This window comes from Streptomyces sp. ATCC 21386 (assembly GCF_018728545.1).
Classification (GTDB): domain Bacteria; phylum Actinomycetota; class Actinomycetes; order Streptomycetales; family Streptomycetaceae; genus Streptomyces.
In genome coordinates this window covers 1,409,867-1,426,011 of sequence record NZ_JAAVVL010000001.1, presented here as the reverse complement: position 1 = coordinate 1,426,011, position 16,145 = coordinate 1,409,867, and the positions used below count along the sequence as shown (strand labels likewise).

Annotated in this window: 16 protein-coding genes; 6 read left to right on the top strand and 10 right to left on the bottom strand. The window is 71.9% G+C overall.

Annotated elements, in window-relative coordinates; genetic code table 11:
• Positions 1 to 61 precede the first annotated feature (61 nt).
• Genes GWK25_RS06270 through GWK25_RS06260 form a run of 3 tightly spaced genes read left to right on the top strand, consistent with a single transcriptional unit; the run spans position 62 to position 3,261 of the window.
• Positions 62 to 1,363 (top strand): magnesium transporter MgtE N-terminal domain-containing protein, encoded by a 1,302-nt coding sequence (locus GWK25_RS06270; protein WP_215448860.1) that lies wholly within the window; start codon positions 62 to 64, stop codon positions 1,361 to 1,363.
• Positions 1,353 to 2,084, top strand: coding sequence for a DUF1003 domain-containing protein (locus tag GWK25_RS06265; protein ID WP_251828743.1), 732 nt, complete (start codon positions 1,353 to 1,355; stop codon positions 2,082 to 2,084). Before GWK25_RS06270 ends, GWK25_RS06265 begins: the two co-directional genes overlap by 11 nt.
• Before the next feature lie 43 nt (positions 2,085 to 2,127).
• A complete protein-coding gene (locus GWK25_RS06260; protein ID WP_215448859.1) occupies positions 2,128 to 3,261 on the top strand; it encodes an Mrp/NBP35 family ATP-binding protein in 1,134 nt (377 codons plus the stop codon).
• A gap of 164 nt (positions 3,262 to 3,425) precedes the next feature.
• Here the strand turns inward: GWK25_RS06260 and GWK25_RS06255 are convergent, their stop codons facing one another.
• From GWK25_RS06255 to sigE, 5 genes are all read right to left on the bottom strand, one after another.
• Positions 3,426 to 4,097 carry a hypothetical protein gene (locus GWK25_RS06255; RefSeq protein ID WP_215448858.1) on the bottom strand — a complete coding sequence of 224 codons (672 nt, stop codon included), beginning with the start codon at positions 4,095 to 4,097 and terminating at the stop codon, positions 3,426 to 3,428.
• A 237-nt stretch (positions 4,098 to 4,334) separates the two neighbouring features.
• Positions 4,335 to 4,793, bottom strand: a complete 459-nt coding sequence (locus GWK25_RS06250) for a sec-independent translocase (protein ID WP_215448857.1) — start codon at positions 4,791 to 4,793, stop codon at positions 4,335 to 4,337.
• A gap of 243 nt (positions 4,794 to 5,036) precedes the next feature.
• Positions 5,037 to 6,875 carry a trypsin-like peptidase domain-containing protein gene (locus GWK25_RS06245; RefSeq protein ID WP_374200688.1) on the bottom strand — a complete coding sequence of 613 codons (1,839 nt, stop codon included), beginning with the start codon at positions 6,873 to 6,875 and terminating at the stop codon, positions 5,037 to 5,039.
• 691 nt (positions 6,876 to 7,566) lie between these two features.
• Positions 7,567 to 8,787 (bottom strand): anti-sigma factor, encoded by a 1,221-nt coding sequence (locus GWK25_RS06240; RefSeq protein ID WP_215448856.1) that lies wholly within the window; start codon positions 8,785 to 8,787, stop codon positions 7,567 to 7,569.
• On the bottom strand, positions 8,784 to 9,500 hold the full coding sequence (gene sigE / locus GWK25_RS06235) for an RNA polymerase sigma factor SigE (RefSeq protein WP_215457232.1): 717 nt from the start codon (positions 9,498 to 9,500) through the stop codon (positions 8,784 to 8,786). Before sigE ends, GWK25_RS06240 begins: the two co-directional genes overlap by 4 nt.
• A 269-nt stretch (positions 9,501 to 9,769) precedes the next feature.
• On the opposite strand from sigE, the gene GWK25_RS06230 reads away from it, so the two are divergent.
• The gene (locus GWK25_RS06230) at positions 9,770 to 10,471 is read left to right on the top strand and encodes an O-methyltransferase (RefSeq protein ID WP_308010964.1); all 702 of its coding nucleotides are present in this window, start codon (positions 9,770 to 9,772) and stop codon (positions 10,469 to 10,471) included.
• 111 nt (positions 10,472 to 10,582) lie between these two features.
• Here the strand turns inward: GWK25_RS06230 and GWK25_RS06225 are convergent, their stop codons facing one another.
• A complete protein-coding gene (locus GWK25_RS06225; RefSeq protein WP_003966491.1) occupies positions 10,583 to 10,750 on the bottom strand; it encodes a DUF3117 domain-containing protein in 168 nt (55 codons plus the stop codon).
• A 375-nt stretch (positions 10,751 to 11,125) separates the two neighbouring features.
• On the opposite strand from GWK25_RS06225, the gene GWK25_RS06220 reads away from it, so the two are divergent.
• Positions 11,126 to 11,917 (top strand): enoyl-CoA hydratase/isomerase family protein, encoded by a 792-nt coding sequence (locus tag GWK25_RS06220; RefSeq protein ID WP_215448855.1) that lies wholly within the window; start codon positions 11,126 to 11,128, stop codon positions 11,915 to 11,917.
• Positions 11,918 to 11,959: 42 nt separating this feature from the next.
• Here GWK25_RS06220 and GWK25_RS06215 read toward each other — a convergent pair whose 3' ends face one another.
• Both GWK25_RS06215 and GWK25_RS06210 read right to left on the bottom strand, forming a co-directional pair.
• Positions 11,960 to 12,565, bottom strand: coding sequence for a DNA-3-methyladenine glycosylase I (locus GWK25_RS06215; RefSeq protein WP_308404182.1), 606 nt, complete (start codon positions 12,563 to 12,565; stop codon positions 11,960 to 11,962).
• On the bottom strand, positions 12,562 to 12,912 hold the full coding sequence (locus GWK25_RS06210) for a DivIVA domain-containing protein (RefSeq protein WP_184899120.1): 351 nt from the start codon (positions 12,910 to 12,912) through the stop codon (positions 12,562 to 12,564). The genes GWK25_RS06215 and GWK25_RS06210 overlap by 4 nt, the downstream gene beginning before the upstream one ends.
• A gap of 119 nt (positions 12,913 to 13,031) precedes the next feature.
• Here GWK25_RS06210 and folP point away from each other — a divergent pair, with 119 nt between their 5' ends.
• Complete coding sequence (gene folP, locus GWK25_RS06205) at positions 13,032 to 13,892, top strand: dihydropteroate synthase (protein ID WP_215448854.1); 861 nt, start codon at positions 13,032 to 13,034, stop codon at positions 13,890 to 13,892.
• A 147-nt stretch (positions 13,893 to 14,039) separates the two neighbouring features.
• On the opposite strand, the gene GWK25_RS06200 is transcribed toward folP, so the two are convergent.
• Together GWK25_RS06200 and dapE are read right to left on the bottom strand one after the other, a co-directional pair.
• Positions 14,040 to 14,801: a TIGR00730 family Rossman fold protein gene (locus tag GWK25_RS06200; RefSeq protein ID WP_184899116.1), complete on the bottom strand. Its 762-nt coding sequence runs from the start codon at positions 14,799 to 14,801 to the stop codon at positions 14,040 to 14,042.
• Between the two features lie 106 nt (positions 14,802 to 14,907).
• Entirely contained in the window at positions 14,908 to 15,987 is a 1,080-nt protein-coding gene (dapE, locus tag GWK25_RS06195; protein WP_215448853.1) for a succinyl-diaminopimelate desuccinylase, read from the bottom strand.
• Positions 15,988 to 16,145: the final 158 nt, after the last annotated feature.

The window sequence follows — 16,145 nt, the reverse complement described above, 5'->3', positions numbered from 1 at the left end:
GCTAGCCTGAAGCCGTCCTCGGCGGACATTCCCCTCTCGACGGGAAGGAAAGGGGCGGCTCATGGCGGCGGTGGCGGCCCGGATCTTCGTCTCCCACCTCTCCGGCGTCGCCGTCTTCGACCCGAACGGCGACCAGGTGGGCCGCGTCCGGGATCTGGTGGCCATCTTGCGGGTGGGCCGCAAGCCCCCGCGCCTGCTCGGCCTGGTCGTCGAACTGTCCACCCGGCGCCGGATCTTCCTGCCCATGACCCGGGTGACCGGCATCGAGTCGGGCCAGGTCATCACCACCGGCGTGCTGAACGTGCGCCGCTTCGAGCAGCGCCCCACCGAGCGCCTCGTCATCGGGGAACTGCTGGACCGGCGAGTGACCCTCGTCGAGACCGGCGAGGAGGTGACGGTCCTCGACATCTCCGTGCAGCAGCTGCCGGCCCGCCGGGACTGGGAGATCGACCGGGTCTTCGTCCGCAAGGGCAAGGGCGGGGCGTTCCGCCGGCACAAAGGTGAGACCGTGACCGTGGAGTGGTCGGCGGTCACCGGCTTCTCCCTGGAGGAGCACGGGCAGGGCGCCGAGAACCTCCTCGCGACCTTCGAACAGCTCCGCCCGGCCGACCTGGCGAACGTGCTGCACCACCTCTCCCCCAAACGCCGGGCCGAGGTGGCCGCCGCCCTCGACGACGACCGGCTCGCCGACGTCCTGGAAGAACTGCCCGAGGACGACCAGATCGAGATCCTCGGCAAGCTCAAGGAGGAGCGCGCGGCCGACGTCCTGGAGGCCATGGACCCGGACGACGCCGCCGACCTCCTCGCCGAACTCCCGGAGGAGGAGCAGGAACGACTGCTGACCCTGATGCAGCCGGACGACGCGGCGGACGTGCGGCGGCTCATGGCGTACGAGGAGAAGACCGCCGGCGGTCTGATGACCACGGAGCCGATCGTGCTGCGCCCGGACGCGACCGTCGCCGACGCGCTCGCGAGGGTCCGCAACGCCGACCTCTCCCCCGCGCTCGCCGCCCAGGTGTACGTGTGCCGGCCGCCGGACGAGACCCCCACCGGCAAGTACCTCGGCACGGTCCACTTCCAGCGGCTGCTGCGGGATCCGCCGTACACCCTGGTCAGTTCGCTCCTCGACGACGATCTCCAGCCGCTGGACCCGGAGGCCGCGCTGCGCGCCGTCGCCGGGTTCTTCGCGACGTACGACATGGTGGCGGCCCCCGTGGTCGACGAGAGCGGTTCGTTGCTGGGCGCGGTGACCGTCGACGACGTACTGGACCACATGCTTCCCGAGGACTGGCGGGAGACGGAGTTCCACCTGTACGAGGACGACGGCGACGGGGACGAGCAGGGGGCCGACGATGGCTCCTGACCGGGACGGGCGCGAGGGACGGGAGCGGCGGGACGGGCGCCCCGGAGGCCATGAGGGGCGGGACGGACGGGACGGCCGGCACGCGGGGCGCGAGCGGGCGCACTCCGGCGCGGGACAACGGGAGCGGACGGCGCACTCCGGGGGGCCCCTGAGGGAGCGCACGCCCTCCGGGGCCACCGCGCGCCCCCGTACGCGTCTCGACCAGCCGCTGCGCCGCCGGGCCAGGTTCCTGCCGGAGTGGGACCCGGAGGCCTTCGGACGGCTGTCGGAGCGGATCGCACGGTTCCTGGGCACCGGACGGTTCATCGTCTGGATGACTGTCGTCATCATCCTGTGGGTGGTCTGGAACGTCTCCGCCCCGCGCGACCTGCGGTTCGACAACTACCCCTTCATCTTCCTCACCCTGATGCTCTCCCTCCAGGCCTCCTACGCGGCCCCGCTGATCCTGCTCGCGCAGAACCGTCAGGACGACCGCGACCGCGTCAACCTCGAACAGGACCGCAAGCAGAACGAGCGGTCGATCGCCGACACCGAGTACCTGACCAGGGAGATCGCCGCACTGCGCATCGGCCTCGGCGAGGTCGCCACCCGCGACTGGCTGCGCTCGGAGCTCCACGACCTGGTCAGGGAGCTGCACGAGCACGACGGTGAGGGCCCGCGTGCGAACCGGACGGTATTCCCGCCGGAACACCCCCGCGGACGTGACATGGGCGACCGCTGACAGGGCTCCCAGGGGCCCCGTGCCGCGCCGTACCATCGTCTTCATGGCTACGGTAGACGCGGTGCGCGAAGCACTGTCGACGGTGAACGACCCCGAGATCAACCGCCCCATCACCGAACTCGGGATGGTCAAGTCGGTCGAGATCGGCGAGGACGGAGCGGTCGCGGTCGCCGTGTACCTGACGGTCTCCGGCTGCCCCATGCGCGACACGATCACCCAGCGCGTGACCGAGGCGGTCGCACAGGTCGAGGGCGTCACACGCGTCGACGTCGAACTCGATGTGATGAGCGACGAACAGCGCAAGGAACTGGCGGGCGCGCTGCGCGGCGGCCAGGCCGAGCGCGAGGTCCCCTTCGCCAAGCCGGGCTCGCTGACGCGCGTGTACGCCGTCGCCTCCGGCAAGGGCGGCGTCGGCAAGTCCTCGGTGACGGTGAACCTGGCGACGGCCATGGCGGCCGACGGCCTCAAGGTCGGTGTCGTCGACGCGGACATCTACGGCCACTCCGTGCCCCGCATGCTGGGTGCCGACGGCAGTCCCACCCAGGTCGAGAACATGATCATGCCGCCGTCCGCGAACGGCGTGAAGGTCATCTCGATCGGCATGTTCACCCCGGGCAACACCCCCGTGGTCTGGCGTGGCCCGATGCTCCACCGCGCCCTCCAGCAGTTCCTCGCGGACGTGTACTGGGGCGACCTGGACGTGCTCCTCCTCGACCTCCCGCCGGGCACGGGCGACATCGCCATCTCGGTGGCGCAGCTGGTCCCGAACGCCGAGATCATCGTCGTGACGACCCCGCAGCAGGCGGCGGCCGAGGTCGCCGAGCGCGCCGGCTCCATCGCCGTGCAGACCCACCAGAAGATCGTCGGCGTCATCGAGAACATGTCGGGCCTGCCCTGCCCGCACTGCGACGAGATGGTCGACGTGTTCGGCACGGGCGGCGGCCAGACCGTCGCCGACGGCCTCACCCGCACCACCGGCGCCACGGTCCCGGTCCTCGGCTCCATCCCCATCGACGTCCGCCTCCGCGAGGGCGGCGACGACGGCAAGCCGGTGGTCCTGACCGACCCCGACTCCCCCGCGGGCTCGGCCCTGCGAGCGATCGCGGGCAAGCTGGGCGGCCGCCAGAGGGGCCTGTCGGGCATGAGCCTGGGAATCACCCCGAGGAACAAGTTCTAGGCCGGTTCCAAGGCTTCCTGGGCGCCTGCCGGAGCCAGGGGCCGCACCTGAAGGGGCGCGGGGAACTGCGCGACAAGCCACGACGCACCCGCACTCCCCGAACCATCTGAGCCCCAGCGGCGTCGAGGGGGCACCGCAGCACAACCCAGCGGTGCCCCTCGAAGCTACGCGTACGCCTCGATGTCCTTGATCCCGGCGAAGCCGAGACCGTACGCGCTCATCCCCCGCCCGTACGCCCCCACGTGCACCCCTTGCGAGGTCGACCCCGCGAGCACCCACCCGAACTCGGACTCGCGGTAGTGGAACGGCGTCGGCACCCCGTCCACCGGCAGGGACAGGGTCGACCAGTCGGGCCCGGCGAGATCGTCGGCCAACACCCACGCGGCCTCGGTCTGCTGGTCCAGCCAGTCGTCCCGCAGGGAGTGGTCCAACTGGCCGGGCCAGGTGAAGGACAACAGCCCCACGCCCGCGAGCCAGGCCGCCGAGGAGACCGACGTGGCCTCCAGCAGCCCCGTACCGTCGGCGCTCCTGCGTGAGGGGTTCTCCGCGACGGTCACCACGACCGCGAACCGCTCCTTGACCTCGTCGTCCGAACCGGCGGTGTACTCGTTGCGCACCGAGGGCTCGTCACCGTGGCCGATCGAACCGTGTTCGACGGCTCCTTCCGCCGACGTTCCGACCTGCATCAGCCAGCGCGGTCCCGTGAAGGCCTCGTCGAGGCCGTACCAAGGGAAGGGCGCCAGCAGGTAGCCGTCGACCGCGCGTCGGCCGGAGGAGAGCTGTTGTCCGCCCTCCGCGACCGACGCCTGCGCGCCTACCCGACTCGTCGTCTCCATGTGCCCGGACGCCTCCTCGCTCTCGACGGACCGGAGCGGCCCGCCCCCCTCGGGCGTCGTCGCTCGCTCTTCGTACGGTCCGCACAACAACTGGGCAGCATAGCCACAGCTCTCCGAGCAGCAGGGAAAGCGCCCGGCGCGTAGGACGGCGTACTGGCGGGTTCAAGGCCGTACGAGGGGGCGTGACGGTATGAATCGCATCACGTAGGGGAGCGCGGCGGCACACCGGCGTACGGCTCAGGTGGCGTCCATGTCGTACGGCGGACGCTCTTCGATCTCGCGCTTCTTCGTCATGTCGACGGAGCCGCCGGTCGCACCTGCGGAAACAGCACCGGAGGAGTCCGCGGAGGACGCGGACGAGGAGGACTCCGCCTCGCGGCCGTGGACCGCGTCCGTGAGCTCGGCCATCTCCTTCTTCAGGTCGAAGCCGTTGCGGATCTCCTTCAGCCCCAGTTCGTCGTTGTCCAGCTGCTTGCGGATGAACGTCTTGGGGTTGAGGTCCTCGAACTCGAAGTCCTTGAACTCCGGCCCGAGTTCGTTGCGGATGTCCGCCTTGGCGCTGTCCGAGAACTCGCGGATCTTGCGGATGGTCCGCGTGACGTCCTGGATCACCTTCGGGAGCTTGTCCGGTCCGAAGACGAGCACGGCGAGGACGACGAGCGTCACCACCTCGAGCGCACCTATGTCATTGAACACCTGAAGCTCCTTGCGATGTCCTCGGTCCCGATCCGCGGGCCTCGGCAGGTCTTCCGTGGTCCGGGCCGGATCCACGGTACCCGGCGATGCCGTCGATCCGGTACCTTCGGGCGGCCTGCGACCACGCCCGAACGACGGGTTTTCCCAGCTGTTTGCCTGACGGGAGAGGGTGCGGGGCCCCTCGTGTGAAGTTGCTGTCAGTGAGCCCCGCCCCGGCGCGGACGTCATGACCGCCGCGAGGCGTCAGTCGCCGCCGGACGAGCCGAGGGTGAGGGTGACCGTCCGCTCCCTGCCGTCCCGCAGCAGCGTGAGCTCCAGACGGTCGCCGGGCCGGTGGGCGCGGACCTTGACGATCAGTTCGTCACCGGAGTGGACACGCTGGCCGTCGACCTCGGTGATGACGTCGCCCGAGCGCATCCCCGCCCGGTCGGCGGGACCGCCCGAGGTCACCCCCGAACCACCGCCGTCGCCCCCGTCACCGATACGGGCGCCGTCACCCGAGTAGTCCATGTCGAGGGTGACCCCGATCACCGGATGCGTGGCCTTGCCGGTGTTGATCAGCTCTTCGGCGACGCGCTTGCCCTGGTTGATGGGTATCGCGAAGCCCAGGCCGATGGAACCGGCCTGCCCGCCGTCCGACTCGGAGCCGCTGCCGGCGGAGCGGATGGCGCTGTTGATGCCGATCACGCGGGCCTTGCCGTCGAGGAGCGGGCCTCCGGAGTTGCCGGGGTTTATCGGCGCGTCGGTCTGCAGCGCGTCCACGTACGACACATCGCTGACGTTCCCGCTCTCGCCGCCGGCCGTGATGGGCCGCTCCTTGGCGCTGATGATGCCGGAGGTGACGGTGTTGGCCAGGTCGAAGGGGGCGCCGATGGCGACGACCGGGTCGCCGACCCGGACCTCCTCCGAGTTGCCGAGGGGCAGCGGCTTGAGCCCGCTGACGCCGGAGACCCTGACCACGGCCAGGTCGTAGCCGGTGTCCCGGCCGACGATGGTGGCCTTGGCGGTCTCGCCGCCGCTGAAGGTCACCGATATGTCGCCGTCGGCTCCGGCGGGGTCGACGACGTGATTGTTGGTGAGGATGTGACCGCGTTCGTCCAGGACGAAGCCGGTGCCGGTGCCCTGTGCGCTCTCCCCGCTCACGTGCAGGGTCACGACGCTGGGCAGCGCGCTGGCGGCGATCCCGGCGACGCTGTCGGGCGCCCGGCCCGTCACCCCGTCGCTGGTCTGCGGCAGCTCGATCGCCCCGACCCCGCCGTTGCGCTCCAGGTACGCGCCGACGACTCCGCCGACACCACCGGCCACGACGGCGATCAGCAGGGCCCCGACCAGCAGCGTCCTGCCCCTGCGCCTGCGCCGCCGCGCGACGTCGTCCACCGGGGCCCCGTTCTGCTGCAGCGACCCCGACCCTGCCCACGGGTCGTAGTTCTGCCAGGGCCCACGCGAGCTGTGCGGCGCGGCCTGCGGCGACTTCGCGGGATCGGCGTAGGCGCCCGGGGGGTGCTGGCCTCCGGCTCCGTGCGAAGGCTGCGCGGCTTGAGCCCCGCCCGCGTAGGGAGGCGGCACCGTCCGCGCCGGGTCGCCGAAGGGCGGCGGGCCCGGCTGGGAGGGATACGCGTAGGAGGCCCCGGGAGGCGGGGAGCTGTCGGGGAAGGGCGTCGCGGCCGACTGGGCCACGTCCGGGACGGGAGCGGCTGCGACCGGCGCGGGCGCCTCCGCGTACGAGGCCGCCGCGGCCTGCGGTGCCGCCGGCGTCGACTGCGGAGCGGTCGCCGGTACGGCGGTGCCGTGGGCCGGTGGCGTCGGCCGGACGTCCGAGGTGGGGGCGGATGCCGTCGCGGAAGCGGGAGCCGTCGCGGAAGCGGGAGCCGTCGCGGAAGCGGGAGCCGTCGCGGAAGCGGGAGCCGTCGCCGGGTGCTGGACCGGCGGAGCGGGCGCCCAGGGGCCAGGCTCGCCGTACGGCGGGGTGCCGTAGGGATCCGGGGCGTGCAGCGGTTTGGGGCGCTCAGAGGGCGCGTCAGGGGCGCTCAGGGCACCTTGCTCACCCGACGGCCGGGCGTCGGCGCCGACGGTGACGCCCACGACCGTGGTCGCGGAGGCGGCCGCGGCAGAGGACCCGGGGGTGTCGGAGGCCGTACTCGCGGCACCGGCATCGGCCACGGCACCGCCGGTGCGGTCGGCCTCGACCGACGCACCGCCGGGCTCGGCCACCGGACCGCCCCGCCCGTTCGGCGAGTTCGTGCCGGCCTCCGCGTCGCTCACCGCGCCGGCCTCCGCGTCGCGCCCCACGCCCGTCCCGGTCGGTCGTTCCAGTTCGAAGTCGCCGTCCGTGTCACCGGAGGCGAGCGCGGTCGACGTGGGGGCGGCACCGAGCGGGGTCTCGACCGCCGGACGGGCCAGTTCGAAGTCGGAATCGGCCTCGGCCTCGGCCTCGGTCCGGGCGTCGGGCCCGACGACGGCCGTTGCCGTCACCGCCGTCACTGGGCGTTCCAACTCGAAGTCGCCCTCGGGGTTTTCCTCCCGAGCCGCGTTCGCCGTCGGCCCGATGTGGTCCCCCGCCGTCTCGGCCCCCGCGCCGTGCGCTCGGGGGCGGCTCCACCACTTCGCCTTCGTGGGCTTCCCCTCGTTCATGTTCTCCCCACACCTAGGGCCTGTCCCAAGGACCGGCCCGCCGCCCACCGTTCACCGAGCGCCGCGGGCCGGAACCGGCCCGAGCGGGCACGGCCCACTCTGGATTCAACCAGGTTCGCGGGCCGGTGCGCAGAACTCGGGGTCAGCGGAGGACGGGCGAGGTGGGTGTGGGGGACGAGGTGGTGTCGGGGGCCGTCAGCAGGCCAGGACCCGTCAGTTCGGGGGCCGGCGACCAGTCGGTCAGCTGCAAGGGCGGCGCGGCGGTGAGCGGACGTATGAGCGGTGACATGACGGCGGCACCGGCCAACACGGGTGCGGTCAGCGGGTGTACGGACCGGCGGTCCTGGCCGGCCGGAGCGGGGACGCCGGGCAGCAGGGGCGCGGAGATCTCCGTCGGGGCGACGGGCACCTGCCCCAGGGACTGCTGGCCCTGTCCGAGGAGCGGCCCGACGGTGCCCCGGCGGCGCTGTGCCTCGGGCGTCGGAACCGTGCCGGAGGCCTGCGTCCGCAACGGGGTGACATTGCTGCCGGTGCCGGAGGCGCCGCGGGCGTCGGCCGTCTCGACGGGCATCCCGTTGGTCACGCCGCCGAGGGCGATCGCGGCCAGCGACACCGCGCCCGCCGCCACGAAGGCGAACCGCATGCCGCGTGAGGCCGAACGCTCGGCCTCCTGCCGGCTCACGTCGTGGATGCGAAAGCCACGGTCGCCCGTGCCCTTTCCGTCGCTTCCGCCGTCCCTGTCGCCGCCGGTTCTCTCCGCGCGGCCCGGGCGGTCGTCCGCGCCGCCTGAGAGGCCGCGTCCGCCACCCATGAAGCCACGGTCGCCCAGGGCCCCCCGGTCGCCGAGGAAGCCGCGGCCGCTCAGGAAGCCGAGGTCACCGAGGAGCCCACGGCCGCCGGACGCTCCTCGGCCGCCGCCGAGCAGTCCGCGGCCTTCCGACGGCGTCAGCGCGCCGCCGTGTGGTCCCGACGGGACGTACCCGAAGGACTCTCCCGAGCCGAAGACCCCGAAGCCGGCGAAGTCCCGGGAGTCGGAGGGGTCGCCGGGCAGGCCCCGGCCACCGGCCGTACCTCCGAGTCTTCCGCCGAAGCCGCCGGACAGCGGTGAGCCACCGTCGCCGTCGCCGCCCGCGGGCAGCATCTGGAGACGGGCGAGGAAGCTCTCGGAGGGAGGCGGCGGAGCGGCCTCCGCGAAGACGTTCTTCAGGCGGCGCTGTTCGTCCGCCTCCGATTTGCACTTCGCGCAGGTGGCGAGATGTGCCAGGACGCGGTCTCGCGCCTCATGACCGAGCTCTCCGTCGACCAGGGCGGAGAGACGGTCTCCCAGGTGCTGCTCGGCAGGCGTAGGACGGGATCCACTCACGCGGTCGCGCCCCCTCCTCCCAGCACGGCCACCCGGGGCACCGCGAACCCGCGGCGCTGCTCGGCCCGGGCCTCCGGGGAGCGGTGCGCGAGGGCTTTGCGGAGCTGGGAGCGGCCGCGGTGGATCCGGGAGCGGACCGTGCCGAGCTTGACGCCGAGGGTCGCGGCGATCTCCTCGTACGACAGTCCTTCGATGTCGCAGAGGACGACGGCGGCGCGGAACTCGGGTGCCAGGGTGTCGAGGGCCTGCTGGACGTCGGCGTCGAAGTGCGCGTCGTTGAAGATCTGCTGCGGGGTGGGTTCGCGGCTGGGCAGGCGCTCGGCCGCGTCGTCCCCGAGGGCGTCGAAGCGGATGCGCTGCTTGCGCCGGACCATGTCCAGGAAGAGGTTGGTGGTGATGCGGTGCAGCCAGCCCTCGAAGGTGCCGGGCGTGTAGGTCGAAAGGGAGCGGAAGACGCGGACGAAGACCTCCTGGGTGAGATCCTCGGCGTCGTGCTGGTTGCCGGTCAGACGGTAGGCGAGCCGGTACACGCGGCCGCTGTGGGTGCTGACGATCTCCTCCCAGGTGGGCGGAGTCCACGCCTGTGCGTGCGCGTCCGTGGTGAAGGTCGCGGTCTGTGCTCCGCCCGAGGCGGGAGCGTCGGCGTGGCTGTGGTCAGCGGTGTCGTTCACGGATTTCGGCCTACCTGCCGATCCGAGAAAGCGCCGCAGCACTCCTCCCCGATCCACAGGCGCAGCCGCACCTCCCCTGTCGGCTCTGGTGGTGTCCAGTGGAGCCCCTACCATAGCCACCTCGCCCGTTAGCTCCGGATAAGCGGTTTTATAAGAAATTGCTGTGCGCCGCTGTGGCTCGTCCGGCTGACGCGGCCCGTCGGGCTTGGTCAGCAGCCGCGTCGATGTGCGCCCCTGCTCGTCGGATCGATCCATCCCGTGCCCCCCGTCCGGCCCCCGTCACTCACTCATCCCTTTAAACGACCGGTCCCATCAGCAGGTTCCCGACGGCAACGGATACAGTCACGCCCAGGCAACCACGGGGACATAAGGAGAGGGTCATTACCGGCAACCGGCTGACGAGCTGGGCGTTCGCCGACGCCTTTGTCGCCGAGGACGACGCGCTGCGCTGGGCCCGGGAACGGGCCCGGGAGGCAGGGCTGCGCTCGGTGTCGCCCGGCACGGGCGCCGCGCTGCGGGTGCTCGCCGCCACCGTGGACGCGAAGGCCGTGGCGGAGATCGGTACCGGGACCGGTGTCTCCGGGATCCATCTGCTGCACGGCATGCGGCCCGACGGGGTGCTGACCACCGTGGATCCGGAGCCGGAGCACCAGCAGTTCGCCCGGCAGGCGTTCCGCGCGTCAGGCTTCGCCAGCAACCGCGCGCGCTTCATCCCGGGGCACGCCCTGGACGTGCTGCCCCGGCTCGCGGACTCCGGGTACGACCTGGTCTTCTGCGACGGCGACCGGCTGGAGAGCCTCGACTACCTCGCTGAATCGTTGCGTCTGCTCAGGCCCGGTGGCCTGGTGGCGTTCGAGGGTGTCTTCGCCAGTGGCCGGACGGTGGACTCCAATCCGCAGCCCACCGAGGTCATACGCCTGCGGGAGCTGTTGCGCACGGTCCGGGAGAGCTCCGAACTCGTGCCGTCCCTGCTCCCGGTGGGCGACGGCCTGCTGTGCGCGGTCAAGCGCTGAGCGGCTCCCCACAACCCGGCCGACCCCCGAGCACTCCCCCGGTACGACAGCGCCCCGGCACCGCCGAGAGGCGGTGCCGGGGCGACTGAAAGGGTATGGTCGCTACGCGCGTCAGCCGACGACCTTCTTGAGGGCATCACCGAGGGCGTCGGCCTCGTCAGGGGTCAGCTCGACGACGAGCCGACCGCCGCCTTCGAGCGGAACGCGCATGACGATGCCCCGCCCCTCCTTGGTCACCTCGAGCGGGCCATCGCCCGTCCGCGGCTTCATGGCCGCCATGCTCGTACCCCTTCCTGAAACCAGCTCATCGCCAAGCCGACGGCCCGGGAGGGCAGGCGCGGGCCCACCTGAGGACACGCGACACCGGCATCGAACACATTGCTTCCAGGCCATTATCCCGCATCTCACGACCCGATGACCAACATCGGTCGGCATCGCTTGGGCAACGCGCGCGAGCAAAACCACCCAATTCGGCGGTGTGACTGCGATACTGCGCCACCGCACGGTCACGGGTGGGCGCTCGCCCATTGGTGATTCTTTGACGCAGGTCACACGTCCGGGCCCGGCCACCGCCCGTGAACTCCGCCATGCTGTGCTGTGACGAGGGCGTACCGACCAGTACGTCACCTGCCGCGACACCGGAGGGGAAACACCATGGCCGACACCGTGCTCTACGAGGTGCACGACGGACTCGCGAAGATCACGCTGAACCGCCCCGAGGCGATGAACGCGCTGAACATCGCGACGAAGGTCGCGCTGCGGGAGGCCGTGGAGGAGGCCGCCGGGGACGACGCGGTGCGGGCGGTGCTGCTGACTGCGGCCGGGGAGCGGGCGTTCTGTGTGGGCCAGGACCTCAAGGAGCACATCGGGCTGCTGGTCGAGGGCTCGGGGGAGGTCATGAGCACGGTCAAGGAGCACTACAACCCCGTGGTGAAGGCGCTCACGAGCATGGCGAAGCCCGTGGTGGCCGGGGTGAACGGTGTCGCGGCCGGGGCCGGTCTGGGGTTCGCACTCGCGGCGGACTACCGGGTGGTCGCCGAGACGGCCTCGTTCAACACGTCCTTCGCCGGGGTGGCGCTCACGGCCGACTCCGGGGTCTCGTGGACCCTGCCGCGGGTGATCGGCCCCGGCCGTGCCGCCGATCTGCTGCTGTTCCCGCGCAGCATCAAGGCGCGGGAGGCGTACGAGCTGGGGATCGCGAACCGGATCGTTCCGGCGGCCTCGCTGCACGCCGCCGCCGAGGAGGTCGCGCGGATGCTGGCAGGGGGGCCGACCGTGGCATACGCGGCGATCAAGGAGGCGGTGGCGTACGGGTTCACCCACTCGCTGGCCGAGACGCTGGAGAAGGAGGACGAGCTCCAGACGCGGGCGGGGGCCTCGGAGGACCACCAGATCGCCGTGCGGGCCTTCGTCAACAAGGAGGAGCCCAAGTATCTGGGTCGGTGACGGTTCGTGAGGAGTGCGGGTCCGGCGCCGGAGCCGCAGGTGTCACATTTCGCGCCCCTGAAGAGGTGCGCTCCTCGCCACGCATGTCGCCAAGTGGTCGTTCACCAGGCCGCACGCCTGCATCAGGGCGTATGCCGTCGTCGGGCCCACGAAGCGGATGCCTCGTTTCTTCAGGGACTTGGACAGGGCCGTGGACTCGGGGGTGACCGCCGGGACGTCGGCGAGGGTTCGCGGGGCGGGGCGGGTCGCCGGGTCGGGGGCGTGGGACCAGATCAGCTCGTCCAGCTCGCCGGAGGTCCAGGTGGACAGCTCGCGGGCGTTGGCGATCGTCGCCTCGATCTTGGCGCGGTTGCGGATGATGCCGGCGTCGGCGAGGAGACGCTCCTGGTCGGCCTCGGTGAACAGGGCTACCGAGGCGATCTTGAAGTCGGCGAAGGCGGCACGGAAGCCCTCGCGGCGGCGGAGGATGGTGATCCAGGAGAGGCCGGACTGGAAGGCCTCCAGGCAGAGCCGCTCGTACAGCGCGTCGTCGCCGTGGACCGGGCGGCCCCACTCCTGGTCGTGGTAGGCGACGTAGTCCTCGGTGGACAGGGCCCAGGGGCAGCGCGGGGCGCCGTCGGAGCCGGGCAGGGCGGTGCCGTCGCTCACCGGTGGTCGCCCTCCTCCGGCTTGTGCAGCGAGGTCGCGGTCGCCGCGCGGGCGCCCGCGAGCGCGGACTCCAGGTCGGCGATCCGGGCGTCCCGCTCGGCGATCTCGGCGCTGAGGCGGCCGAGGGCGTCGTCCACGTCCACCATGCGGTAGCCGCGGACGGCGACCGGGAAGCGGAGCGCCTCGACGTCGGCGCGGTTGACCGGGCGGTCCGCCGGCAGCGGGTCCTGGAGCCGCTCGCCCTCGGCCTCCGGCAGCACCGCGTTGTCGCCGCCGCCGACCACGGCGAGCGTCACCGCGGCGACCACGACGGCGAGCGCGACGACCAGGAACAAGAACATGAACATCGCTGGGTCCCCTCGAGTGTGTTCGGCTCCGATCGTGCCATGCGAGTCTGACAGTTAGGGTCGCAGGCGGTCGGGCAAGGCCGACGATCGACGGAACGTACTGGGAGAGGTCACAGCGGATGCTCAGGCTGGGCAAGCGGGAATTCGGCCCGCACGAGCCGGTGATCATGGCGATCGTGAACCGGACGCCGGACTCCTTCTACGACCAGGGGGCCACCTTCCGTGACGAGCCGGCGCTCGCGCGCGTGGAGCAGGCGGTCGCCGACGGCGCGGCCGTCATCGACATCGGCGGGGTGAAGGCCGGGCCCGGGGAGGAGGTGACCGCGGCGGAGGAGGCGCGGCGGACCGTGGGGTTCGTCGCGGAGGTGCGGCGGCGGTTCCCCGGCGTGATCATCAGCGTCGACACCTGGCGGCACGAGGTCGGTGAGGCCGTGTGCGAGGCCGGGGCCGATCTGCTCAACGACGCGTGGGGCGGGGTCGACCCCCGGCTCGCGGAGGTCGCGGCGCGGTATCGGGTGGGGCTGGTGTGTACGCACGCGGGTGGGGCTCAGCCGCGTACCCGGCCGCACCGGGTCGAGTACGACGACGTGATGGCCGACGTGTTGCGGGTGACCGTGGGGCTGGCGGAGCGGGCGGTGGCCTTGGGGGTGCCCCGGGAGTCCGTGCTGATCGATCCGGGGCACGACTTCGGGAAGAACACGCGGCACGGTCTGGAGGCGACTCGGCGGCTGGGGGAGATGGTCGCCACGGGGTGGCCGGTGCTGGTGTCGCTGTCCAACAAGGACTTCGTGGGGGAGACGTTGGACAAGCCGGTGAAGGAGCGGGTGGTGGGGACGTTGGCGACGACGGCCGTGTCGGCGTGGTTGGGGGCTCAGGTGTATCGGGTGCATGAGGTGGCTGAGACTCGCCAGGTGGTGGAGATGGTGGGGGCGATCGCCGGGTGGCGGGAGCCTGCGGTTGCGCGGCGGGGGCTCGCCTAGATCTTTTTCGCCCCCGCCGCCCCTACCCTTCCCGTCCTTCAGGGGGCTGCGCGCCCCCTTCGGCCCCCGTCAGAGATTCGGGGCTCCGCCCCGGACCCCGTTCGCGCAGTTCCCCGCGCCCCTTAGGCGCGCAGTTCCCCGCGCCCCTTATGGGTGTCCCGCCTCCTTCGAGACCAGGGCCACCGCCTCGTCCACGTCGTCCGTCACGTGGAAGAGGGTCAGGTCCTTTTCCGCCGCCTTGCCCTGGGCGATGAGGGTGTTGGTCAGCCAGTCGACCAGGCCGCTCCAGTAGGACTCGCCGAAGAGGACGATGGGGAAGCGGGTGACCTTCTGGGTCTGGACGAGGGTGAGGGCCTCGAAGAGTTCGTCGAGGGTGCCGAGGCCGCCGGGGAGGACGACGAAGCCCTGGGCGTACTTGACGAACATCATCTTCCGGACGAAGAAGTAGCGGAAGTTGAGGCCGATGTCGACGTAGGGGTTGAGGCCCTGCTCGAAGGGGAGCTCGATGCCGAGGCCGACGGAGGTGCCGCCCGCTTCGAGGGCGCCCTTGTTGGCCGCCTCCATCGCGCCCGGGCCACCGCCGGTGATGACGGCGAAGCCGGCCTCCACCAGGCCCCGGCCGAGCCGGACGCCCGCCTCGTACTCCGGGGAGTCGGCGGGCGTGCGGGCGGAGCCGAAGACACTGATCGCGGGCGGGAGTTCGGCGAGCGTGCCGAAGCCCTCGATGAACTCGGACTGGATGCGCAGGACCCGCCAGGGGTCGGTGTGGACCCAGTCCGAGGGGCCGCCCGCGTCCAGCAGCCGCTGGTCCGTCGTGCTCGCCTGGACCTGGCCTCGCCTGCGCAGCACCGGTCCCAGCCGCTGCTCCTCGGGTGGCTGCTTCTTGCCCTCGGGGTTGCCGGTCGCCATGTCCGCTCCCTCCGCCGTGCTGGTGGTTCACCTCAGCGTAGATCCATACGGGTTACGGACGGGGGACGTCAGCGTGTCCGCCACGCGATCCGCCGCGCCGGACACGTCACGCCGTCAGCCAGGACCTCAGGCGCTCCTCGCCGGTCAGGATCTTCGCCGTCTGTACGCGCTCGTCCCGCCGGTGCGCCAAGTGGGGGTTGCCGGGGCCGTAGTTGACGGCCGGGACGCCGAGGGCGCTGAAGCGGGAGACGTCCGTCCAGCCGTACTTGGGCTGGGCGGTGCCGCCGACGGCCTCGATGAACGCCGCGGCAGCCGGGTGGGACAGGCCGGGCAGCGCGCCGGGGCTGTGGTCGTCGACGGTGAACTCCTCGACCCCGCAGTCGGCGAAGACCTCGCGGACGTGGGCGATGGCCTCCTCCTCCGTACGGTCGGGCGCGTAGCGGAAGTTGACGGTGACCACGCACGCGTCGGGGATGACGTTGCCGGCGACGCCGCCGGAGATGCCGACCGCGTTGAGGCCCTCGCGGTACTCCAGGCCGTCGATCACCGGGTAGCGGGGCTCGTACGCCGCCAGCCTCGCCAGGATCGGGGCCGCCGCGTGGATGGCGTTGGAGCCCATCCAGCCGCGGGCGGAGTGGGCGCGCTCGCCCTTGGTCGTCAGCAGGACCCGCAGGGTGCCCTGACAGCCGCCCTCGACCTCGCCGTCGGTGGGCTCCAGGAGGACCGCGAAATCCCCCGCCAGCCACTCGGGGTGGGCCTCGGAGACGTGCTTCAGACCGTTGAGGTCCGCGGCGACCTCCTCGTTGTCGTAGAAGACGAACGTCAGGTCGCGGTTGGGGGCCGGGACCGTGGCGGCGATGCGCAGCTGGACCGCGACGCCGGACTTCATGTCGCAGGTGCCGCAGCCCCACAGGACGCCGTCCTCGTCGAGGCGGGAGGGGACGTTGTCCGCGATGGGCACGGTGTCGATGTGGCCGGCCAGGATCACGCGCTCGGCGCGGCCCAGGTTCGTGCGGGCGACGACGTTGTTGCCGTACCGGTCGACCGTGAGGTGCGGCAGGGCGCGCAGGGCGGTCTCGATCGCGTCCGCGAGGGGCTTCTCGGTGCCGCTCTCGGAGGGGAAGTCGACGAGCTGCGCGGTCAGCCGCGCGGCGTCCAGCGTGAGGTCAATCGGGGTCTCGGCCATGTCCCCGACCCTAACGCGCCGCCGGATCCGGGCCGCCGGGCACATGGTCCGGGCCGCCCGGCGCGTGGTTCCAGTCACTTCCGCACCTCTGTTCACATCACTGTTCACAACTCCTGCACGAGTGCCATTACCGTCCAGTACCTTGGACCGCGTGTCGG

Excerpts from the sequence above, each read along its gene's own strand:
- GWK25_RS06255 (WP_215448858.1), bottom strand. The coding sequence starts at position 4,097 with ATGGAGACGACGAGTCGGGTAGGCGCGCAGGCGTCGGTCGCGGAGGGC.
- GWK25_RS06270 (WP_215448860.1), top strand. The coding sequence starts at position 62 with ATGGCGGCGGTGGCGGCCCGGATCTTCGTCTCCCACCTCTCCGGCGTC.
- GWK25_RS06225 (WP_003966491.1), bottom strand. The coding sequence starts at position 10,750 with ATGGCGGCCATGAAGCCGCGGACGGGCGATGGCCCGCTCGAGGTGACC.
- GWK25_RS06210 (WP_184899120.1), bottom strand. The coding sequence starts at position 12,912 with ATGTTCATGTTCTTGTTCCTGGTCGTCGCGCTCGCCGTCGTGGTCGCC.
- GWK25_RS06200 (WP_184899116.1), bottom strand. The coding sequence starts at position 14,801 with ATGGCGACCGGCAACCCCGAGGGCAAGAAGCAGCCACCCGAGGAGCAG.
- folP (WP_215448854.1), top strand. The coding sequence starts at position 13,032 with ATGCTCAGGCTGGGCAAGCGGGAATTCGGCCCGCACGAGCCGGTGATC.
- GWK25_RS06220 (WP_215448855.1), top strand. The coding sequence starts at position 11,126 with ATGGCCGACACCGTGCTCTACGAGGTGCACGACGGACTCGCGAAGATC.
- dapE (WP_215448853.1), bottom strand. The coding sequence starts at position 15,987 with ATGGCCGAGACCCCGATTGACCTCACGCTGGACGCCGCGCGGCTGACC.
- GWK25_RS06260 (WP_215448859.1), top strand. The coding sequence starts at position 2,128 with ATGGCTACGGTAGACGCGGTGCGCGAAGCACTGTCGACGGTGAACGAC.
- GWK25_RS06265 (WP_251828743.1), top strand. The coding sequence starts at position 1,353 with ATGGCTCCTGACCGGGACGGGCGCGAGGGACGGGAGCGGCGGGACGGG.